This window comes from Brachybacterium halotolerans subsp. kimchii (genome assembly GCF_020792675.1).
GTDB lineage: Bacteria > Actinomycetota > Actinomycetes > Actinomycetales > Dermabacteraceae > Brachybacterium > Brachybacterium halotolerans.
Genome location: NZ_CP086254.1, coordinates 2854287 through 2875891, shown reverse-complemented (window position 1 = coordinate 2875891; position 21605 = coordinate 2854287). Strand labels below are relative to the sequence as shown.

The following is a 21605-nucleotide window of genomic DNA, read 5'->3' as shown; positions in this document are numbered from 1 at the left end:
GGCTCATCGTGGCACAGGAGCCGGTCGCGACGGCCCTACTCGTCCCGGCGGTCCGGGACCACGCGGGCGATGTAGGGGACGCGCCCGCCGCCGAGGTCCCCGAGGCGGCCGTGGGGGTCGACGACGACCACGCGGTGCCCGTCGGCCGCGAGGCGCGCGAGGCCCTCGTGCAGCATGCGCCGTCCCACGTCGTTGAGGGAGGAGACCATGCCGATGTCCACCACGACGTCGCCCTCGCTCGGGTCGATGCGCTCGAAGTGCCGCAGCGCCATCTCCGCCGAGGCGAAGTCCATCGCGCCCTGCAGCACGACCAGGCGTCGGCCGCGCCGCGTCCTCTCGCGGCGGCCGATGACCTCGAGGGACGGCTCGGGGATCCGCATCAGGTGCAGGTTCATGTCCCGGCTCAGGCGCTCGAAGACCCGCACCCCGCGCACCGAGTTGCCGAAGCGGTCCAGGCGCGGGGAGAAGGTGCCCGCGCCCACCTGCCCGGGCAGCGCGCCGAGGATGCCCCCGGCGACGCCCGACTTCGCGGGGATGCCGACGGCGGAGAGCCAGTCCCCCGCCGCGTCGTACATGCCGCAGCTCGTCATCACCGAGAGCACCTGGCGGGCGACCTCCTCGGGGACGACCTGCTCGCCGGTCAGCGGATTCGTGCCGCCGCGGGCGAGGGTCATGCCCATCACGGCGAGGTCGCGCACGTCCACGAGCGCCGCGCACTGGCGCGTGTACCCGCGCACGGCCTCCTCAGGGGAGCCGGAGATGATGCCGTTGGCGCGCACCAGGGAGGCGAGCGCCAGGTTCCGCCAGACCTCGGACATCTCGGAGGCGAAGACGTCCTCGTCGACCGCGAGCTCGCGGCCCGCGAAGGCGCCCAGGCCCTCGATGACGCGGGAGGTGCGGGCGTCCTCGTCGAGATCCGCGGGGCCGACGAGGGTGTGGGTGGTGATGGCGCCGATGTTGATCATCGGGTTCTCGGGGCGCCCGGTCCGCTCCTCAAGGCTGATCTCGTTGAAGGCGTCGCCCGACGGCTCGACCCCGACCTTCTCGAGCACCGCGTCGATGCCGTGGTCGCGCAGCGCGAGCGCGTAGGCGAAGGGCTTGGAGATCGACTGGATGGTGAAGCGGCGCTCGGCGTCCCCCGCGCTGTAGAGGGTGCCGTCGGGGGTGCACAGGGCCACGGCGAGGTGGTCGGGGTCGGCCGCGGCGAGCTCGGGGATGTAGTCGGCGACGGCGCCGTCGTCGGCCGCGCACTCGGACAGGATCTGCTGGAGGTACTCGCCGACGGGGGAATGCATGGTGCCTCCTGGGGCGGGGTCGGATGGGTGCTCAGCTGCTCCGCACCCGGTGGGCGGGCGGTCCCGGACGGGTGACGAGCCAGGTCGCGGCGCGCCCGGCGACGGGGAAGGTGTCGGCGTAGCGGTCCACCCAGTCGACGGCGAAGCGGTCCGCGCGCTCGGCGGGGACCATCGCCCAGACGCTGCCGCCGAAGCCGGCGCCGAAGGCGCTGGCGGCGTCGGCCCCCATCTCGCGGGCCAGGCGCTGCAGGGCGACGGTCTCGGGGGTCTGGTTGCCCAGGCCCTCCTCGGCGAGCTGCTGCGACTCGTCGACCAGGCTCCCGAAGGTCGCGAGGTCGCCGGCGGCGAGCGCGTCGGTGGCCGCCGGGATGATCCGCTCGGACTCCTCGAGGAACTGGGAGAGGCGGGCGGAGAGGTAGGTGCCGGGGTCGATCAGGGCGCGCAGCTCGTCCGCGGCGCCGGGGTCGGCGGCCACGACGTCTCCGAGCGTGGCGTCGTGGCGGCCCGTGCGCTCGTTCCAGATGCCCACGATGTCCCGCGCGGAGAGGGAGACGCGGTTGTAGTGCTCGAGGGCGGATCCGGTCTTCTCCGCCTGCACCCCGGACACGGCGATGACCAGGGCGCGGTCCTCGGGGAAGGGCACGGCGCTCTCGAAGGCGACGGGGCAGAAGGAGTACTGGACCATCTGTCCCTCGCGGCCGCACAGCATCGCGACGTGGTCCTCGCTGCCGCCGAAGGTGCCCACGCCGCGGTGGCCGGCGAGCGGGCCGTAGCTCTGGCCGTTCTCGACGCAGCCGAGGTACTCGGCGAGGCGCTCGCGATCGGTGACGACCTCCCGGTAGGCGGGCTCGTCGCCCATCCGGCAGAGCTCGCCGTAGGCGAGGGCGAGGCCGACGACGAGCGCCGAGGAGCTCGACATCCCGGCCGCGAGCGGCAGGTCCGATTCGATGCCGATCTCGGCGCCGCGGGAGCGGCCGGGGAAGTTCGCGCGCAGCCGGTCGACGACGGTGCGCACGTACCCCGACCAGTGGCCCGCGCCGAGCCGTCCGGCGGGCTCGCCGTCGAGGTCGATCTCGAGGGTCTCTCGGGCGATGGAGCTCGTGACCAGCAGCTTCCGGTCGTCTCGGGCGCGCGCGGTGACGGTGTGGCCGCGGTCGACGGCGGCCAGCAGGGAGCGCCCGCCGGCGTAGTCGGTGTGCTTGCCGAGCATCTCGACCCGGCCGGGCACGAACCAGGCGACCTCGTCGGGCAGGGAGGAGGGCGCGTTCACAGGCGCACCTCGATGCCCGCGAGCGCTTCCTGGACCGAGGCGATGTCGCCGCGCGAGGACATGTCGAGCACGCCCACGGCGGCGGGCACCACGGTGAAGACCTCGCCGTCCGCGACCTGACGGCGCACGGCGTCGATCACCTCGTACTCGCCGCGCGGCGAGGGATCGATGCGCGCGCAGGCCTCGAAGATGCCGGGGGTGAACAGCCAGGCGTTCATGGAGACGGGGGCGTCGTCGCCGAAGGCGGCAAGGGTCTGCTCGTCCGGCTTCTCGACGATGTCCCGCAGGCGACCGTCGGCGTCGACGTCCACGAGAGCGAAGGCGCGGATGCGCTCGGCAGGGATGTTCGACTGCGCGACGAGGGCCTCGCGATCGAAGCCGACGAGGGCGCTGCCGGGGGCGGCGGCGAGGGCGCGCAGGGCGTCGGTCGGGTAGTGGTTGTCGGAGTTCAGGACGATCACGCGCTGGTCGCCGGCGAAGTCGCGGGCGGCGGCGACCGCGTCGGCGGTGCCGCGCGGCTCGGCCTGGACGGCGGTGGTGACGGTGACGCGGCCCCCGCTCGTGCGCTCCGCGTACTCGCGCAGCACGTCGTGCTCGGGGCCGATGACCAGGCACACGTCGGTGACGCCGACATCCGCGAGGGCGCTGATCACGAAGTCGAGGAAGGGACGGCCGACGTCGATGAGCGCCTTCACGCCGCTCGCGGCGACCGCGGCCTGCTTCTCGTCGACCTGCGCACCGTCGTCGGCCCTCCGCATGCGGGTGCCGAGCCCGCGGGCGAGGATCACGGCACGGGTCACCGGGGCGGCAGGGCTCGTCGTCGTCGCGCTCACGGGGACGAGTGTAGAAGGCTTCACGAGGGAGGGCCTCACGACGGGCCGCATCACCACGACGCCGTGTAGAGTTGTGCGGGTCGTCCCGACCCCGTCCCCCCGAGGAGAACCGCCCATGGCAGGCGTGCGCGCGCGCTCGAACGGCGCCCTGGAGGCGCTGGTCATGCGTGCCCTCTGGCAGGCCGACGAGGCGCTCGGCGCCCGCGCGATCCTCGGTGCCTTCGCCGACCCGGTCCCCGCGTACACGACGATCCTCACGGTGCTCACGCGCCTCGAGGAGAAGGGGATGGTCGAGCGGGAGGCGCTGTCCCCGCGCAAGGTGCGCTTCCGCCCCCGCATCAGCAGCGCCGAGGCGCACGCACGCGACATGGTCGAGACCCTCGACGAGGCCGATGATCGCCGCGGCGCCCTGCTCGCCTTCGCCGACACCCTGAGCAGCGAGGACATCGAGCTCATGCGCCGCGCGATCGACGCGCGCCGCCCACGGGGCGCCGCCTCGTGATCGTGCTGCTGCTCGTGCTCGCCGGGGCGCTGCTGTGCGCGCCGGCCTCCGTGCTCCCGCTCGTGGCGGGCCGCTGGCAGGTCTGGCATCCGCGGCTCGCGCTCGGGCTGTGGCTCGGCGTCGGCGCCGCGGGCCTCGCGCTCGCGGCCGCCTCGGTCCTGACGGCCGGTCTGCTGGTCGCGTTCTCGGGGCCGACGGGAGACGTCTCGATCTCCGCCTCGGCGCGCGCGCTCGCCCTCGCACTGCTCGCGTGGCTCGGGCTGGGCGGCGCCGGGGTGCTCGCCGCGATGGCGCTCGGGGGCCCCGGGCGGGGCGCGCCCGTCGACGGGTCCGCCGCCGATCCCGACGCCGCCGCCGAGGACGCGCTGCTGGATGCCGAGGGACCGAGCACGGCCCGTCCGGTCGTGCGCCGCTCCCCCGCCACCGTACGCATGGCCTTCGACGCCGAGACCGGAGCGGTGCTCTACGAGGTCGACGACCCGCGACTCATCGCCCATGCGATCGGCGGCAGGCACCCCGAGATCACGGTGTCGCGGCAGGCCCGCGAGGCGCTCACCGCCGCCGAGCTGCGCGGCGTCCTCGCCCACGAGGCCGCCCATCTGCGCGGGCGCCATGCCGAGATGCGGCGGCTGTGCGCCTGGCACGCCGCGTGCCTGCCCCGGCGCTCCGCGCTGCGCCGTCTCCTGGTGGGGCGCGTGCACCTGCTCACCGAGCTCGCGGCCGACGACGCCGCCGCCCGCGCCGTCGGCGAGGGGCGCCTGCTCGCGGGGCTGCGCGCCTCCCACGCCCTCGTGGCCTCGCCCGCACTGCTGGTGCGCGCCGAGCGCCTCGCCGCCCGCGGCGCGGAGGACCGTGTGACCTCGGCTCCAGCACCCCTTCCCGGCCCGGCCGGGAACGTCTACACGAAGTAGAGTTCTGGGCGTGAGAACCCGAGTCGTCGCGTGGATCGCCGTGGCGGTCGCGCTCGTGTGCGTGCCGCCCGTGATCGCCGACGCCGCGCTCGGCGAGCAGCTCTTCACCTCGATCCACCGGGAGTACCCGGGGGCGACCACCGCGCTGGTCGCGGGGCTCATCGAGTCCGCCGCCGCCCTCGCGGGAATGCTCACCCTGGGTTCCCTGGTCACGGTCACCTTCCTGCACGCGCGCACCCGCACATCCGCGCGGCGCGTGCAGTCCGCGCCCGACCTCACCGCACTGCTCGTCTCCTCGGTCAGCTGGTGCGTGCTCTCGCTCGCGAGCATCGTCGCGAGCGCCGCCGACACCAACGGCCTGGCCCTGTCGCGGGTGATCAGCCCCGACACGATGCTGCGTGTGTACTCGTTCGGCTACATGCCGCGGGCCTGGACGGTCACCGCGGTCGCGGCGCTCGTCGTCGCCCTCACCGCCTTCCTCGCGACGCGCTGGGCGACCCTCCTGCTGGGCCTGTGGGCGGGCTGCATCGGCATCCTCGCGCCGGTCGTCGTCGGGCAGATCCTCGTCGGCCCGAACCACGACGTGGGCTCGGACGCCGGCACCCTGCAGACCCTCGTGATCGGCCTGCTGCTCGCCCCGCTGCTGGTCGACGCGATCCTCGGCGCCACCGGCGCCCCGCGGACCGATCGCGGCCGCCTGCGCCTGCTCGCGCGGATCGGCGTGCCCGCAGCGCTCGTGATCGAGATCGTCCTGGCCTGGTTCAAGCTCCAGGGCGCGGGCGCGCTCGCCACCCCCACCGCGGCGCTCGAGGGCGTGCGGATCCTGCTGCTGCTCGCGATGGGCGCGCTGCTGCTGGTGCGGGGCTCGGGGACACTCGAGGGCCGACGCGTCACGGCGCTCGGCGCGCTGCTGCTGGCGGTGCTCGGCGCCGGCGCGGCGATGCTGCGGATCCCGCCGCCGCAGTACTTCGTGCCCACCTCGATCCCGCAGGTGTTCATGGGCTACGAGGTGCCCGAGGCGCCGTCGGCCGAGGTGCTGCTGTCCACCGGACGGCTGAACCTGCTGTTCTCGGTGCTCTCGCTCGCCATGATCGTGCTGTACCTGGCGATGGTGGTCTCGCTGCGGCGGCGCGAGGACCGCTGGCCGCTCTCGCGCACGATCTTCTGGATCGCCGGCTGGCTGGTGGTGCTGCTCGCGACCAACAGCGGGATCGGCCGCTACTCGGCGCCCGACTTCGGCGTGCACATGGCCGTGCACATGAGCCTGGGCATGCTCGCCCCGATCTTCCTGGTCCAGGGCGGGATCATCACGCTGCTGCTGCGCGCGTCCGCGGCGCACGCGCGCACCGTGGGCATCCACGCCTGGATCACGCAGGCGCTGAACTGGCCGGTGATGCGCACGGTCTACCACCCGGCGCTCGTGTTCGTGGTGTTCATCGGCAGCTACTACGGCCTGTACTTCTCGCCGCTGTTCGGGCTGATGATGCGCTACCACTGGGCGCACCAGCTGATGAACCTGCACTTCCTGCTCGTCGGCTACCTCTACTACAGCCTGATCATCGGCGTGGACCGGCCGCCGCGGCCGCTGCCGCACATCGGCCGCCTCGGCTACATCCTCGCGGCGATGCCGTTCCACGCCTTCTTCGGCGTCGCCATCATCTCGAGCTCCACGATCCTCGCGGAGACCTACTACACCTACCTCGACCTGCCGTGGGCGGACCTCGCCCACTCCCAGCAGGTCGCCGGATCCGTGGCCTGGGCGGGCGGCGAGGTGCCGCTCGTGATCGCGATCATCGCGCTCGGCGTGCAGTGGGCCCGGCAGGACGACGTCGAGGCCAGGCGCCGCGACCGCCACATGGATCGCGGGCTCGACGACGAGTTCGACGCGTACAACGAGATGCTCAAGAAGCTCTCGGACAGGAAGGGCAGCTGATGACCCCGCCCGTGCTCGAGTCCCGCACTCCCGCCCCGGTCGATCCGGCCGAGCGCTGGAGCTTCGACGTCTCGGGAATGACCTGCGCGGCCTGCGCGAACCGCATCGAGCGCAAGCTCAACAAGGCCGACGGCATCTCCGCGACGGTGAACTACGCGACCGAGCGCGCGCTGGTCACCGGCATCGAGGCCCCGGACGAGGCGATCACGCTGATCCGCGCCGCGGGCTACGACGCCGCCGTGCACGACGAGGCCGACGACACCTGGTCCCGCCGCGCGACGGAGATGCGCATCACCTCCCTGCGGCGCCGGCTGATCGCGGCCGCGCTGCTGACCATCCCGCTGATGGACGTCTCGCTCGTGCTCGCCCTGGTGCCGCAGTGGCGGTTCCCGGGCTGGGAGCTGCTGTGCGTGCTGCTCGCGATCCCCGTGGTCACCTGGGCCGCCTGGCCCTTCCACCGGATGACGCTGCGGAACCTGCGCCACGGCGCGGTCTCCATGGACACCCTGGTCTCGATCGGGATCGCGGTGTCCTTCGGCTGGGCGATCGTCTCGATGCTCGTGGGCCTCGAGCCGCAGGACGGCTTCTGGCTCGGCTTCGGGCGCGCGCCGGCGGGGGCCGACGCCCTCTACCTCGACGTCGCGGCCGGGATGACCACCTTCCAGCTGGCCGGGCGCTACTTCGAGTCCCGCAGCCGCCGCCGCGCGGGCGATGTCCTGGGGGCGCTCACCGCGCTGGGAGCGAGCGAGGCTCGCGTGCGCCGCGACGGCGCCGAGTCCATGGTCGCGATCGAGCAGCTGCGCCGCGGCGACCTGCTCGTGGTGCGTCCCGGCGAGACCGTCCCGGCCGACGGGGAGATCGTGGAGGGCTCTGCCGCGATCGACACGGGCGCCATGACCGGCGAGTCCGTGCTGCGCACGTCCGGGATCGGCGACGAGGTCGTGGGCGGGACCGTCTCGACCGACGGGCTGCTGGTGGTGCGGGCGACGGGCGTCGGCGCGCACACGCAGCTCGCGCAGATGGCCGCGATCGCCGAGCAGGCGCAGGTCCGCAAGGCCGACGTGCAGCGCACCGTGGACGCCGTGGTGCGCGTGTTCGTGCCGGTCGTGCTCGTGCTCAGCGTGCTCGTCGCCGTGATCTGGCTGCTGCTGGGCGCGAACGTCGCCACCGCGGTCTCGAACGCGATCAGCGTGCTCATCATCGCCTGCCCGTGCGCGCTCGGCCTCGCGACCCCCACCGCGCTGATGGTGGGCGTGGGCCGCGGCGCCGTGCTCGGCATCCTGGTCAAGGGTCAGGACGCCCTCGAGGCGAGCGGCACCGTGACCACCGTCGTCCTCGACAAGACCGGCACCCTGACCGTGGGGGCCCCGAGCGTCGAGCGCGTGGTGGTGACGGGCGCGGCGAGCGCCGCGCAGGTGCTGCGCTGGGCGTCGGCCGCCGAGTCCTCCTCCGAGCACGCCGTGGCCACGGCCATCCGCGAGCACGCGGCGAGCCGCGTGGCCGACGTCCCCGAGGCCCGCGACTTCCACGTCACGCCCGGGCTGGGAGTCGAGGCCGTGATCGAGGGCGCGCAGGTGGCCGTCGGCAGCCCCGCGCACATGGAGACCCTGGAGACCACCGTGCCCGCGGACCTCGCGGAGACCGTGCGCGAGGCGGAGGCATCCGGGCGCTCGGCCGTGCTCGTCGCCCGCGAGGGCGGGGCCGTCGGCGCGATCGTGCTGGCCGACGAGATCAAGCCCGATGCGCGCGGCGCGATCGCCGCGCTCCACGAGGCGGGCCTGCGCACCGTGCTGCTCACGGGCGACTCCGAGGCGGCCGCCCGGCGCGCGGCCGCGGACCTCGGCATCGACGACGTGCGCGCGGGCGTGCTGCCCACGGGCAAGGCCGCCGCGATCGAGGAGCTGCGCGCCGAGGGCCACTCGGTGGCGATGGTCGGCGACGGCATCAACGACGCCGCGGCGCTGGCCGCCGCGGACCTCGGGCTCGGCATGGTGACCGGCACCGACGTCGCCCTGAAGTCATCGGACATCATCCTGGTCCGCGAGGACCTGTTCGCGGTGATCGACGCGATCGCGCTCTCGCGCGCCACCAACCGCACCATCCGCACGAACCTCGTGTGGGCCTTCGGCTACAACGTGGCGGCGATCCCGATCGCCGCGATCGGCCTGCTGAACCCGCTGATCGCGGCGGCGGCGATGTCGCTGTCCTCGGTGTTCGTCGTGCACAACTCGCTGCGCCTGCAGAACTTCCGCTCGCGGCGACCGCGCACCGGGCGCACGGGGCGCTGAGCGCACGGCCGGTCGCATCGAACATCCCGCGGGTCGATTTGCGGGCCCCGTCGGCCGGCCCTAGAGTTCTCTACAGAACGTAGAACTACGACGGGCGGAGCGGGATGCACGGGACGATCGGCGCGGTGGCGCTCAGCGTCGTGTTCGCCGTGCTCGGCGTCCACGCGCTCGTGCGCGCGGCGCGCCATCGCGACCGGCCCGTCGACCTCGTGGGCGACCTCCTGCACGTGCTCATGTGCGTGGTCATGGTCGCCATGTCCTGGTCCTGGTGGAGCGCTCTGCCCGCGCTCCCCCAGATCGTCCTGTTCGCCCTCGCCACCGCGTGGTTCGCCCTGCTCGCCCTGCTCCAGCTCGCGGAGGGCCGCACGGACGCGAGCGTCCACGGTCCGCTGCACCAGGGCCAGCACGCGGTGATGATGCTGGCGATGGTCTGGATGGTGGTGACCATGTCCGCCGACCCCGGCTCGAGCGCCCACTCCATGACCATGCTGCCCACCGGCGCGGGCCTGCTGGGCGTGGCCTTCACGGGCGTGCTCGCGGTCTCCGGTCTGCTGCAGCTCGCGGAGGCCCACGAGTCGCCGGGCCCGCGCGCGGGCCTGCGGATGATGGCCGCGATGGACCTCGCCATGGCCCTGGCCTGCTGGCTGATGCTGCTGCACTGATCGACCCATCCGATTCCCCTCCGACTCCGAATCCCTGCCGATCCCCCACCTCGAGGACATCCATGACTGCGAACACCGCACGCCGACTCCCCCTCCGCGCAGCGCTCGGCCCCGCCGCCGCGGGCCTCGCCTTCGCCGTGCCCGCGGCCGCGCAGGCGCACGTGACCGCGGACGCCGAGGACACGACCGCTGGCGCGTACACCGTGGTCACCTTCAGCGTCCCCCACGGCTGCGACGGCTCGGCCACCACGAAGGTGGCGATCGACCTGCCCGAGGGGGTCGACGAGGTGACCCCCACGCGCAACCCGTACTACGACGTCACGACGAAGCACGAGAAGCTCGCCGAGCCCGAGACCGACGCCCACGGCAACGAGGTCACCGAGCGCGACTCCCAGGTCGTGTACACGGCGAAGACGCCGCTGCCCGACGGCGAGCGCGACTCCTTCGAGCTCTCCCTGCAGATCCCCGAGGACGCCGCGGGCACCACCCTCACCTTCCCCACCACGCAGACCTGCGAGAAGGGCGAGACCGCGTGGACCCAGGTGCCGAAGAAGGGGCAGAGCGAGAAGGACCTCGAGTCCCCGGCGCCCTCCGTCGCCGTCGCCGCCCCCGGTGACGCGTCCGGCGACTCCTCCACCGCGACCGCCGTGGCCCAGCCCCAGGCGGCGCTCGACGGCACGACCACGGCGCTCGTCGTCACCAGCCTCGTGATCGGCGCGCTCGGGCTGCTGAGCGGCGCGGCGGCGCTGATCACCGTGCGCAGGAGGCGCTGATCCCGTCGTGACCCACCTCCGGATGCCCGCGCTGCGGGTGCTGCTCGGGAGCCTTCTCGGCCTGCTGCTGATGCTCGGCGGGGCCGCTCCCGCGCTCGCGCACGCCCAGCTGGAGTCGAGCAGCCCCGACGACGGGACCGTGGTCGAGCATGCCCCCGGGACGGCGACGCTCACCTTCGACGAGCACGTGCGGCCGATCGACGGCGAGACCCGCCTGACCCGCCCGGACGGCACCTCGACGACGCTCGAGGCGCACTCGCGCGACGACGACGTGCTCGCCGCGCTGCCCTCGGACCTCCCCGACGGCAGCTACGTGCTCACCTATCGGGTGGTCTCGGCCGACGGGCATCCGGTGACCGGGACCCTCGACTTCTCTGTTGGCGCCCCCTCCACGATCCCTGCCACGCCGTCCGACGGCTCCGACACCGGTGCCGACGCCGGCGCCGGCACCGATACCGCGGCGCACGAGGATCCGGGCGCGGGGGCGGCCACGCTGGTCCCGGTCCTCACCGTGGCCGAGTACCTCTCGCTGCTGGTGATGGCGGGCACACTGCTGTGCTCCGTGCTCGTGGCGAACGGTGCGGCGGCCCGGGCCGTGATGGCCTCGGACCGGGCGACGCGGGCCCTGCGGGTGCTCGCGCTGGTGGCCGCGGCGGCGGCCGCGCTCCTCGTCCCCGTGACGGCGGCCGAGGTCGCCGGCTGGACGCGCATGGGCGCGGGGCTCTCGGCCCCGCCCGTCGTCGGCGCCGGCGCCGTGGTCCTCGGGGCCGCCCTGGTGATCGGGGCGGGCGGGGCGCGCAGACCCGCGCTCTCCGTGCCGGGCGCGCTGCTGGCCCTGGTCGCCCCGGTGCTCGTCGGCCATTCGGCGTCCATCGCGCCGCGCCCCCTGATGCTCGTCGCCGATGTCGCCCACCTGCTCGCGGGCGCCGTGTGGTCGGGCGGGCTGCTCGCGGCGATCGCGATGCTCACGGGGCTGCACCGGCACTCGGCGGCCGCGGAGGGCGTGACCGTGGTTCGACGGTTCTCCCTTGTGGCACTGGTCAGCGTGCTGGTGCTCGCAGCCAGCGGCACCACGATGGCGGTGCTGATCCTGGACTCGCCCGCGGCGCTGGTGACCTCGGCGTGGGGGCGCACGCTGCTCGTCAAGCTCGTGGTCGTCGCCGTCGCGGTGGGGCTCGCGGCGTGGAACCGCACCCGACTGCTGCCCGCGATCGCGGCGGCCGACGCCCCGTGGGACCGCCTGCTGCGGATCATGCGGCGCGAGGCGGTGCTGCTGCTGGGGGTGCTCGCGATCACCGGACTGCTCGTGAACCTCAGCCCGCACGTGCACTCGATGGACTCGATGAGCGCCCCGGCGTCCGCCTCGCCCTCTGCCCCGGTCGACGCGCCGGTCGCACCGGCGACGCCAGGGACCGCGTGATCGAACGCCCATGCTCCGCCCGTAGGATGGCCGGATGACGACGCCCGAGGAGGAGCCCGCCCCCGCGGCGACGGCATCCGCGGACGTCCTGCGCGGACTCCTGCTCGCGGTCGCCGGAGGCGATGCCGAGGCCTTCCCCCAGCTCTACGACTCCACGAGCACGCGCGTGTTCGGCCTCGTGCTGAGGGTGCTGAGGGACCGGGCGCAGTCCGAGGAGGTCACCCAGGAGGTGTACCTCGAGGTGTTCCGCCGGGCATCGTCCTTCGACCCGTCGAGGGGATCGGCCCTGGCCTGGATCCTCACCATGGCCCACCGCCGCGCGGTGGACAGGGTGCGCGCGTCACAGTCGCAATCCGATCGCGATGTCGCCTACGAATCACGATCGTCGACGGAGCAGCCCGACCCGACCAGCGAGACGGCTCTGGACGGCATCGAGGCGCGCCACGTGCGCGGCGCGCTCTCGCAGCTGTCGGACAGACAGAGCGAGGCGATCCGCCTGGCATATCTGGACGGACTCACCCAGTCCCAGGTCGCCGAGCGGCTGAGCATCCCGCTGGGGACGGCGAAGACGCGCATCAGGGACGGACTGCTGGCCCTGCGGCGGATCATGAGCACGGAGCACACGAGGGAGGAGGAGAGATGAGCGAGAGCCGCGGAGCACCCCACGACCGCGACCACGACCCCGCGCACGAGGAGCTCGAGGCGCTCGCGGCCTCCTATGCGCTCGACGCCCTCGACCCCTCCGAGACCGCGGCCGTCGAGGCCCACCTGGCGACGTGCCCGCAGTGCCGTGAGCTCGTCGACTCCCTGCGCGAGTCGACGCTCGGACTCTCGGACGGGCTCGAGACGCCGCCACCCGCCGCGCTGCGCGACCGGATCCTGGAGGCCGTGAGCGACGAGTCGGATACGGCGCCCACGCCGCCCACGACGGCCGAGGAGCCCGAAGCGCCCGAGGAGTCCGAGGGGCCCGAGGAGCACCGGCCCCCGCGCCGGCCGAGGCGCCGCGCAGTCCTCGCCGGAGGGTTCGCCCTCGCCGCGAGCGCACTGGTCGCGACCGGCCTCGTCGTCGCGCGCCCCTGGCGCTCGCAGGAGGAGAAGGACATCGACGAGGTGCTCGCGGCCGACGACGCCCGGGAGTACACGACGACGTGGCGCTCGGCGCGGATCACGGCGGTGCGCTCGCCCTCCCTGGGCTCTGCGGTGCTGAAGGTCGAGGACCTCCCCGCTGCTCCGTCGGGCAAGGACTACCAGGCATGGACCAAGGAGTCCGAGGGCCCCGTGAGTGCAGGGCTGGTCCACCCCGACGATGACGGCGACTCCCGCACACTGCTGTCCGCGGGGTCTGCCGAGGGAGCCGCCATCAGCCTCGAGCCCGCCGGGGGTTCGGAGCAGCCGACGACCGTCCTGGCCGCGCTCGACTACTCCTGAGGCGGACCGCTCCTGCGGTGCGAGGCGAGGGTCATCCCTCGTCGACGAGCCTCGCGAAGACGATCACGTTGTCCGCATGACGCCCCGCCGCGTCGACCGTGCCGCCGCAGGTGATCATGCGCAGCTCGGCGCTCGACGTGTTCTCGTACACGGCCCAGGTGGGGAAGGAGTCCTTGGGGAAGCGGCCGACGTCGTAGACCTCGAAGGTCGCGGTGCTCCCGTCCGCACGCTCCACGTCGACGCGGTCGCCCTTGCGCACCGCGCCGAGCTCGAAGAACACCGAGGGCTTCCCGCTGTAGGTCACGTGGCCCTCGATCACCGCGGGGCCCTGCTCACCGGGCGTCGGCGAGCCGTCGAACCAGGCGGCGTCGTCCTTGCGGGCCCCGCTGGGGGCCGGGAGCGTGCCGTCATCGGCGAGAGGGATCCCGAACACCGCGCCGTCGATGTCACGGTCCGGCACCCGGATGCGGACCGGCTTCGATGCCGGCAGCACCGCGGGCGTGCTGGGAGCCGCGGAGGTCGAAGGGGTCTGCTCCGCGTCGCTCGACGGCGGCGTCGTCGCGCCGGAGCTGCTGGAGCTGCTGGAGCTGTCGGAACTGCTGGAAGCAGTCTGCGCCGCCGGCGCCTGGGGCGGGGGCGGCTCCTGGTCGACCAGGAAGACGATCAGGAGCACGAGCCCCGCCACGCACAGCGCACCGCTCGCGGCGACCGCCCAGAGACGGCCGCCGCGGCGGTGCTGCTTGTTCACACTGCTCATCGCGAGATGCTGCTACTCACTTCTCCGTGCGCGCGCTGCGACGACGGCTCACGACGGCTCCGACGACGCCCGCGGTGACGAGCGCGCCGCCGGCTGCGAGCAGCCCGGCGTCCTCGATGCCGGCGGTGGTGCCGTCACCGGTCTCGACGCCGCCCTGCGGCATGTCGGACATCTGGCTGACCGTCACCGCACCGCAGGCCGCGGGATCGGTGGCCTCGCTGGGCAGCGACGGGTCGAGATCGGACTTGGTGTCCCCGTCGTACTTCCCGCTGCCGTTGTGGTCCACACCGTGCACGACCACGACAGCCTTGCCGTCCTTGAGGGACGAGGCGACGTCGTCGCTCACCGTGATGGTGCGCTCGTAGTGGCCGTCGCCCGTGGGGAAGTTCGCGACGTCCAGACCGTTGTCCGGACCGGTCCCGCCCTTCGTGGTGAGCGAGGTGCCGATCATGCCGTAGTCGTCCATGGCGTCGCTGACCTGGATGGCTCCGTTCTCGCCCGAGCCCTTCATGTTCGGGTCGGGGCACTTGCCCTTGCCTCCGATGTGGATGTGCTGGGCGTGCGGCGAGCCTTCGAGCAGCCCCTTGGTATCCATCTTCACGGTGAGCTGGTCACCGTCGAGGGTGAGCCAGGCCGTGCCCGAGGCACCGGAATCGTTGAGCTCGGTGAGATTTGCCTGGTAGCTGTGAGCGTCACTGCCCTCTGCGAGAGCCGGTGCGGTCGCGCCGAAGCCGACCGCCGCCATCGTGGCTGCCATGAGGGAGATGGACTTCATCGTCTTGCGCATGATGCCTCCGTTCGGAGTCACCGTGCGGCCGACAGGCCGCAGGGGACGGTGACGAGGGGTGTTCGGAGCATCGAGCGATCCGGATTGGTCGGGGATCGGTCGGAAATAGTTCGGGATCCGACCGGGCCCGGGATGTCACGGGAAGGTCACGGATGGGTCTCGGTGTCCGCCGACGCCCACCGCGCGCAGTCAGGACATGGTGTCATGCGTCACGTCGGGGTGCTCTCCTCAAGACCCCGCCCGGCGCCGCCGGCCATCCTTCTCCCCTCCCCGAGGCAGCCCATGAGACACCTCCCTGCGCATCGCCGCGCTCTCCTCTCCCCCCGATCCCTCCTCACCGCCGGCGCCGCGGCAGCCCTCGCCGCCGCCATGTTCGGCCCCCTCCCCGCCCAGGCCGACGGCCAGGGCGACGACCTCGGGACGGCCTCCTCCCACGGAGTCGAGGCCCCCGCGAAGGGCTCCCCCTCCCTCGACGACGTGAAGGGCTCCGTGCCCGACCGCTACCTGGTCCAGGTCGAGGGCGCCCCGCAGGCGCAGGGCACCCCCCAGCGCACGCTGAAGACGAAGCAGACCGGCGTCGTGGAGAAGGCGGAGAAGGACGGCCTGGACGTGACCGTCGACCAGTCCTTCACGCACGCGTGGAACGGCATGGCCGTCTCGATGACGAAGGCCGACGCCGAGGCCCTCCAGGACGTCGACGGCGTCACCGCCGTCTACCCCGTGATGCAGGTGGCCCTGCCGCCGGACCAGGACGACGCTTCCCCCGAGGACGAGTACGCCAACGCCATGACCGGCGTGGACACGGTCCAGAAGGTCGACGGCCTGGACGGCGAGGGGGTGACCGTCGGCGTCATCGACTCGGGCGTCGACTACAACAACCCCGACCTCGGCGGTTCCGGGACGAACGACCAGACGAAGGACTTCCCCGGCACCCGCGTGACCATGGGCTACGACTTCGTGGGCGACGACTACAACTCCTCGGTCCCGGGCAGCGTCCCGAAGCCCGACGAGTACCCGGACGACTGCGGCGGCCACGGCACCCACGTCGCGGGCATCATCGGGGCCGACGGCGACGTCACCGGCGTCGCCCCGAAGGCCGACATCGCCTCGTACCGGATCTTCGGCTGCGAGGGCACGAGCTCGACCGACGTCATCCTCGCCGCGATGGACCGCGCCTTCGCCGACGGCGTCGACGTCATCAACATGTCGCTCGGCGCCTCGTTCATGACCTGGGACGACTACCCGACCGCGCAGGCCTCGAACGAGATCACCGCCAAGGGCGTCGTGGTCGTCGCCTCGGGCGGCAACGAGGGCGAGGCCGGCACGTTCTCCGGAGGCGCTCCCGGCGTCGGCAGCGACGTGATCACCGTCGGCTCGGTCGAGAACACCGACGCGCACACCCCCTACTTCGCGGTGGGCAAGACGAAGTACGGCTTCACCTCCGCCGAGGACGGCGGGACGGTCCCGACCTCCGGCAAGGTCGTCCTGGCGAGCGCCGGCGAGAACTCGGACGCGGCCGACGCCCCCGTCCTGGCCTGCGACCCGGCCGAGGTGCCGAAGCCGACGAAGAAGAAGCAGGCACTGCTCGTCAAGCGCGGCACGTGCTCCTTCCACGACAAGGCGGCGAACGCCCAGGAGGCCGGGTACACCGCGGTCGTGCTCTACAACAACAGCGCCGGGCTCATCAGCCCGACCGTCGCGGGCGACCCGGAGATCACCATCCCCGTCGTCTCCGTCACCCAGGACGACGGTGTCGCCCTGCAGAAGGCCATCGCGGCGGGCACGACGAAGATCGCCTGGAAGGACGGCGTGGCCGTGTTCCCGAACGCGGGCGCCGGCCTCATGTCGTCCTTCTCCTCGTACGGGCTCACGGCCGAGCTGGGCCTGAAGCCCGACCTGTCGGCCCCCGGCGGCCAGATCTACTCGACCGTGCCGCTCGAGCAGGGCGGGCACGGCACGAAGTCCGGCACCTCGATGGCCTCCCCGCACGTCGCCGGCGCGGCCGCGCTCATGCTGCAGGAGCACGCGGGCTGGACGCCGAAGCAGGTGAAGTCGGCGCTCGTGAACACGGCCGACCCGCTGGACTGGTCGCTCGAGCCCGGCAAGGGCTACCTCGAGCCGGTGCACCGTCAGGGCGCGGGCATGCTCGACATGGTCGAGGCCGCCCACACCTCCACGTCCGTCGCCGAGCCGACGATCTCGCTCGGCGACAGCTCGCAGGGCGCCCACTCGGTCACGGTGAACGTGCGCAACGACGGCGATGCGGCGAAGACCTATGCGGTCTCGACCCGCACCGGCGTCGCCACCGGCGGCTCGCCGTCGGACCCGGCTTTCCAGGTCGCCGACCCCTCCGTGCGGCTCTCGAGCCGCTCGGTGACCATCCAGCCGCACCGCTCGGCGCTGGTGACCGCGCGGATCAGCGAGGACTTCGGCGAGGACGGCATCATCTATGGCGGCTGGATCCAGCTGACCAGTGATGACGAGGACCTCTCGGTGCCCTTCGCGGGCATGTCCGGCGACTACCAGAACGTCGAGGTGCTCGGCGCCCACGACGGCCTGCCGGCCCTCGGCAAGGCGCAGGGCGAGAACATCGTGCCGGTCTCCGGCACGGACGCGACGTACTCGATGTCCGGGGACGACGTCCCCTACGTCCTCTTCTACCTGGACTACCCGGTCGAGCGCCTGGACGTGGCCGTGTACCACGCCAAGGCCGACGGCTCGAAGGGCAAGCTCGTGAACCCCAAGGTGGGCACGGTCAGCTCCGAGAGCAAGTGGGGCCGCTCGTCCGAGACCGAGGCGCTGCCCTGGGACGGCACCTACCAGACCGCGAAGGGGAAGACCGTCACCGCGAAGGACGGGACGTACATCATCGAGGTCCGCGTGCTCAAGGCCCTCGGCGATCCCGACACGGCCTCCGACTGGGAGAGCTGGGACTCCGAGGTGCTGACGCTGTCGCACCAGAAGCCCTGAGCCCGGCGCGGGATCCGTCGCAGCCGAGGCCCTGACGGCCCCGTCCCCCACTGTCGCCCCCGATCCGCAGCCGCGGGTCGGGGGCGACGCCGTGCACTGGGCCACCCGCGTGCGAACAGGCGTTCCGTGCGCCCCGGCCACGTGCTTTGATGGGGCGCACCCGCGCGCGGGAGGCTGCGGCCCGACCCACCCGTCGGCCTGTCCGTCGGCCCCGTGCGCACCGGAGTCCAGGGGGAGGTCGCGATGGGACGCGAGATCGGCTCGACCCAGTACACCCGCAGCGAGCGCACGCACTACCGGCGGGAGCTGAGGCGCAATCTCGACCTGTTCGAGACGTTCCTGGACACCGCCGAGTTCCGCACCGAGGGCACCATCGGCGTCGAGCTCGAGATGAACCTCGCCGTCGAATCCGGCGCCGGGGATCCGATGTCGCCGGCCCTGCTGGCCGACGAGGTCATCCCCGCGATCGACGACCCGGACTTCGTGCACGAGCTGGGTCGCTTCAACGTCGAGGCGAACCTGCCGGTCACCCATCCGCGCGGCAGCGGGCTGCGGGACCTCGAGCAGCAGCTGCACGAGCGGATCGAGAAGGCCGACGCCACGGCGCGCCGGCACGGCGCGCGCATGGTGCCCGTCGGGCACCTGCCCACCCTCACCTCCGAGATGTTCGAGGACGACTCCTGGCGCTCCCCCGGCGCGCGCTACGAGGCGCTCGAGAACACGGTGATGGAGGCCCGCGGCGAGGAGATCCACCTGCGCATCAGCGGCGAGGGCCGCGGGCTCGACGTCGAGTTCGACTCGATCGGGCCCGAGGCCGCATGCACCTCCATGCAGCTGCACCTGCAGGTCTCCCCCGAGCAGTTCGCCGACGTCTGGAACGCCGCGCAGGCGATCGCCGGCCCGCAGGCGGCGCTGGGCGCGAACTCGCCGTTCCTGTTCGGCCGCCGTCTCTGGCACGAGAACCGGATCCCCGCGTTCACGCAGGCCCTGGACACCCGCCCGCCCGAGTACGCGACCCAGGGAGTGCGCCCGCGGGTGTGGTTCGGCGAGCGCTGGATCACCTCGATGTTCGACCTCTTCGAGGAGAACGTGCGGCTGTTCCCCGCGCTCATCCCCGAGTCCCGCACCATGGCCGAGGAGCCGCTGCTCGCCGAGAGCGCGTCCCCGCGACTGCACGAGCTGATGCTGCACAACGGCACCGTGTGGCGCTGGAACCGGCCGATCTACGATCCGGGCGAGGACATGCCCCACCTGCGGCTGGAGAACCGTCTGCTGCCGGCCGGGCCGTCGGCGATCGACATGGCCGCGAATGCCGCGTTCCTCTATGGGATCCTCGAGTCGCTCGTGAAGGAGCGGCGCCCGCTGTGGTCGCGCATGAGCTTCGAGCAGGCCGCCGAGCACTTCGAGCTGTGCGCGCGGTGGGGGCTGGAGGCCCGGATCACCTGGCCGCGCCTGGGCAAGGTGCGCGTCGCGGACCTGCTGGTCGAGCACCTCATCCCCCAGGCCATGCAGGGGCTGCGGGACCTCGGGACCGACGAGGACGTGATCGAGCGCTACACCTCGGTGCTGCTGGGACGCGCCCGCTCGGGACGCAACGGCGCCCGGTGGCAGATCGACACCGTCACCTCCCTCGAGCTGCGGGGCGCGAGCCGCCAGGACGCTCTCGCCCGGATGACCGCGATGTACATCGAGGGCGTCCACTCCGGGCGCCCCGTGCACGAGTGGCCGATGCCCGCGCGGGGCCAGGCCGACGCCTGAGGGAACCGCCCGGCCCCGTCGGCCCGCATGTCGAGAGTGCGTCTCAGATCCTGGATGTCCGGTTTAGAGTGAGCGCATGAGCCAGAATCCCTCCTCCCCCACCTCCGCTCCACCCACACCCCCGTCGGCCCCGGCCGGATCCACGAGCGAGGACCGCTCCGCGCGCGTCGCGGTCACCGTGTTCCCCGTGCTGATCCTCGCGGCCGCCGCGCTCGGCTTCTTCGTGCCGGCCACCGGCCAGGCGATCTCCGGGTACACGAACCTGTTCCTGGGCATCATCATGTTCGCGATGGGGCTCACGCTCACCATCCCCGACTTCACCCTCGTGCTGAAGCGGCCGCTGCCGGTGCTGATCGGCGTGCTCGCGCAGTACGTGGTGATGCCTCTCGTCGGCTTCGCCATCGCCTGGGTGCTGCAGCTGCCGCCCGAGCTCGCGGCGGGCGTGATCCTCGTGGGCTGCGCCCCCGGCGGCACCAGCTCGAACGTCATCAATTACCTCTCGAAGGCGGATACCGCGCTCTCGGTGACGATGACCTCGATCTCCACGCTCATCGCCCCGATCCTCACCCCTGTCCTGACCCTCTGGCTCGCCGGGGCGTTTATGCCGCTGGATGCCGGGGAGATGGCCCTGAGCATCGTGAAGATGGTGCTGATCCCCGTGATCGCCGGCCTCGTGATCCGCCTCGTGCTCTCGCGCCTGGTGGACAAGATCTTGCCGGCACTGCCGTGGGTGAGCGTCGCCGGCATCTCCCTGGTGGTCATCGCGGTGGTCTCCGGCAGCGCCGATCAGATCGTCTCCGCGGGCGCCCTCGTGCTGCTCGCGGTGGTGCTGCACAACGGCTTCGGCTACCTCCTGGGCTACTGGTTCGCGCGCGTGCTGCGCCAGCCGATCCGCACCTCCCGCACCACCTCGATCGAGGTCGGCATGCAGAACTCGGGTCTCGCCGCCACGCTCGCCGCCCAGTACTTCAGCCCCGCCGCGGCGCTGCCCGGCGCCGTGTTCTCGATCTGGCACAACCTGTCCGGCGCGGTGCTCGCGATGTACTACCGGCGCACCGCGCAGCGCCAGGACGCGGACCCGCGGGACCGGCGCGCGCCCGCCGTCTCGCGGTGATGCGGATCACCTCGTATCCGGCGGTGCAGAGAACGTGCTCGCAGCACCCGACGCTCCCTGCGCTGACCTGGTGCGATGCAAGGGGCGCACAGGATCTGCACACCCTGGGGCGCCCTTCCCAGGAAACCCGTAGGGACGCTCCAGCGAATCTTGCAGACAGGCTGGTTATCTATACCCAACGCGTTACCGGCGGCCGGGCCTTCTGAGGAGGTGGCCCCGCCACTGAAGCCGGAACGCGGGGGAAAGGGATGGCCCCGGCTCGTGGGGACGAGCCGGGGCGCTTTCTTTGTCGGGGGTCCTTCGGGCCTCACTCCACGGCGAGGGGCCGACGCGCATCGCGGCGCGTGCCGCGCACGCGGACCACCATCCCGGCCCACGCCACGGCGAGTGCGACCACACCCGCGAAGAAGACCAGGGTCAGCACCGGGTCCGAGCGCAGAAGATGCGGGATCAGCCGCCCCGGCGACAGGATCGCGAAGACGAACGCGATGCACGTGCCCAGGTAGGAGCCGATCATCCACACCCGGTGCGACGCGACGTTACCGCGCCGGATGTTGACGACGCCCATCGTGATGGAGAACAGCGTCCACACCGCGAGCGCGTGCAGCCAGCTGAGCCCCTGCGGGTGGATGAAGAAGCTCGAGACGCAGGTGAGGACCATGGCGATCGCCCACGTGCGGCCCAGCCAGCGGTGCGCACGGTCGCGGTGGCGCCGGAAGATCTGGATCGGCCCCAGGGTGAGGACGATCAGCGCGCCGAGCGCGTGGAGGACGATGACGACGACGGGTGTGCCCATGGGCCGACGGTAATGTGACGGGCGACACGGCGCCATCAAGATAGCTGCTGGTCCTCGCACTATCCGACCGTCCCGGAGGATCTGCGCGGCGGCGCCGGCGAGATCCGA

Annotated in this window: 18 protein-coding genes; 12 read left to right on the top strand and 6 right to left on the bottom strand. The window is 72.7% G+C overall.

Features of this window, described 5'->3' with window-relative positions; all coding sequences use genetic code 11:
* Window positions 1–35: 35 nt before the first annotated feature.
* Genes Bra3105_RS12905 through Bra3105_RS12895 form a run of 3 tightly spaced genes read right to left on the bottom strand, consistent with a single transcriptional unit; the run spans window position 36 to window position 3398 of the window.
* Window positions 36–1295 carry a glutaminase gene (locus Bra3105_RS12905; RefSeq protein ID WP_228357121.1) on the bottom strand — a complete coding sequence of 420 codons (1260 nt, stop codon included), beginning with the start codon at window positions 1293–1295 and terminating at the stop codon, window positions 36–38.
* A gap of 31 nt (window positions 1296–1326) precedes the next feature.
* Window positions 1327–2565: a galactokinase gene (locus tag Bra3105_RS12900; RefSeq protein WP_228357120.1), complete on the bottom strand. Its 1239-nt coding sequence runs from the start codon at window positions 2563–2565 to the stop codon at window positions 1327–1329.
* Window positions 2562–3398 carry a sugar phosphate nucleotidyltransferase gene (locus Bra3105_RS12895; RefSeq protein WP_228357119.1) on the bottom strand — a complete coding sequence of 279 codons (837 nt, stop codon included), beginning with the start codon at window positions 3396–3398 and terminating at the stop codon, window positions 2562–2564. The genes Bra3105_RS12900 and Bra3105_RS12895 overlap by 4 nt, the downstream gene beginning before the upstream one ends.
* A 115-nt stretch (window positions 3399–3513) precedes the next feature.
* On the opposite strand from Bra3105_RS12895, the gene Bra3105_RS12890 reads away from it, so the two are divergent.
* The 9 genes from Bra3105_RS12890 (at window position 3514) to Bra3105_RS12850 (ending at window position 13315) form a co-directional block, all read left to right on the top strand.
* Window positions 3514–3900, top strand: coding sequence for a BlaI/MecI/CopY family transcriptional regulator (locus tag Bra3105_RS12890; protein ID WP_228357118.1), 387 nt, complete (start codon window positions 3514–3516; stop codon window positions 3898–3900).
* Window positions 3897–4811 (top strand): M48 family metalloprotease, encoded by a 915-nt coding sequence (locus tag Bra3105_RS12885; RefSeq protein ID WP_228357117.1) that lies wholly within the window; start codon window positions 3897–3899, stop codon window positions 4809–4811. Before Bra3105_RS12890 ends, Bra3105_RS12885 begins: the two co-directional genes overlap by 4 nt.
* Window positions 4812–4821: 10 nt before the next feature.
* The gene (locus Bra3105_RS12880; RefSeq protein WP_228357116.1) at window positions 4822–6744 is read left to right on the top strand and encodes a cytochrome c oxidase assembly protein; all 1923 of its coding nucleotides are present in this window, start codon (window positions 4822–4824) and stop codon (window positions 6742–6744) included.
* Window positions 6744–9032: a heavy metal translocating P-type ATPase gene (locus Bra3105_RS12875; protein WP_228357115.1), complete on the top strand. Its 2289-nt coding sequence runs from the start codon at window positions 6744–6746 to the stop codon at window positions 9030–9032. Before Bra3105_RS12880 ends, Bra3105_RS12875 begins: the two co-directional genes overlap by 1 nt.
* 104 nt (window positions 9033–9136) lie before the next feature.
* A complete protein-coding gene (locus Bra3105_RS12870) occupies window positions 9137–9694 on the top strand; it encodes a DUF5134 domain-containing protein (RefSeq protein WP_228357114.1) in 558 nt (185 codons plus the stop codon).
* Between the two features lie 62 nt (window positions 9695–9756).
* Window positions 9757–10467, top strand: coding sequence for a YcnI family copper-binding membrane protein (locus tag Bra3105_RS12865; protein ID WP_228357113.1), 711 nt, complete (start codon window positions 9757–9759; stop codon window positions 10465–10467).
* 7 nt (window positions 10468–10474) lie between these two features.
* Window positions 10475–11887 carry a copper resistance CopC/CopD family protein gene (locus Bra3105_RS12860; protein ID WP_228357112.1) on the top strand — a complete coding sequence of 471 codons (1413 nt, stop codon included), beginning with the start codon at window positions 10475–10477 and terminating at the stop codon, window positions 11885–11887.
* 34 nt (window positions 11888–11921) lie between these two features.
* Window positions 11922–12530 carry an ECF RNA polymerase sigma factor SigK gene (gene sigK, locus Bra3105_RS12855; RefSeq protein WP_228357111.1) on the top strand — a complete coding sequence of 203 codons (609 nt, stop codon included), beginning with the start codon at window positions 11922–11924 and terminating at the stop codon, window positions 12528–12530.
* A complete protein-coding gene (locus Bra3105_RS12850) occupies window positions 12527–13315 on the top strand; it encodes an anti-sigma factor (protein WP_228357110.1) in 789 nt (262 codons plus the stop codon). The genes sigK and Bra3105_RS12850 overlap by 4 nt, the downstream gene beginning before the upstream one ends.
* Before the next feature lie 31 nt (window positions 13316–13346).
* On the opposite strand, the gene Bra3105_RS12845 is transcribed toward Bra3105_RS12850, so the two are convergent.
* Both Bra3105_RS12845 and Bra3105_RS12840 read right to left on the bottom strand, forming a co-directional pair.
* Entirely contained in the window at window positions 13347–14072 is a 726-nt protein-coding gene (locus tag Bra3105_RS12845) for a class F sortase (protein ID WP_228357109.1), read from the bottom strand.
* 16 nt (window positions 14073–14088) lie between these two features.
* A complete protein-coding gene (locus Bra3105_RS12840; RefSeq protein WP_228357108.1) occupies window positions 14089–14859 on the bottom strand; it encodes a CHRD domain-containing protein in 771 nt (256 codons plus the stop codon).
* Between the two features lie 282 nt (window positions 14860–15141).
* Here Bra3105_RS12840 and Bra3105_RS18575 point away from each other — a divergent pair, with 282 nt between their 5' ends.
* From Bra3105_RS18575 to Bra3105_RS12820, 3 genes are all read left to right on the top strand, one after another.
* Complete coding sequence (locus Bra3105_RS18575; protein WP_323188822.1) at window positions 15142–17829, top strand: S8 family serine peptidase; 2688 nt, start codon at window positions 15142–15144, stop codon at window positions 17827–17829.
* A 243-nt stretch (window positions 17830–18072) separates the two neighbouring features.
* Window positions 18073–19587: a glutamate-cysteine ligase family protein gene (locus tag Bra3105_RS12825; protein ID WP_228357107.1), complete on the top strand. Its 1515-nt coding sequence runs from the start codon at window positions 18073–18075 to the stop codon at window positions 19585–19587.
* A gap of 76 nt (window positions 19588–19663) precedes the next feature.
* Window positions 19664–20701 carry a bile acid:sodium symporter family protein gene (locus tag Bra3105_RS12820; protein ID WP_228357106.1) on the top strand — a complete coding sequence of 346 codons (1038 nt, stop codon included), beginning with the start codon at window positions 19664–19666 and terminating at the stop codon, window positions 20699–20701.
* A 307-nt stretch (window positions 20702–21008) separates the two neighbouring features.
* Here Bra3105_RS12820 and Bra3105_RS12815 read toward each other — a convergent pair whose 3' ends face one another.
* Window positions 21009–21497, bottom strand: coding sequence for a DUF2306 domain-containing protein (locus Bra3105_RS12815; RefSeq protein ID WP_228357105.1), 489 nt, complete (start codon window positions 21495–21497; stop codon window positions 21009–21011).
* Window positions 21498–21605 lie beyond the last annotated feature (108 nt).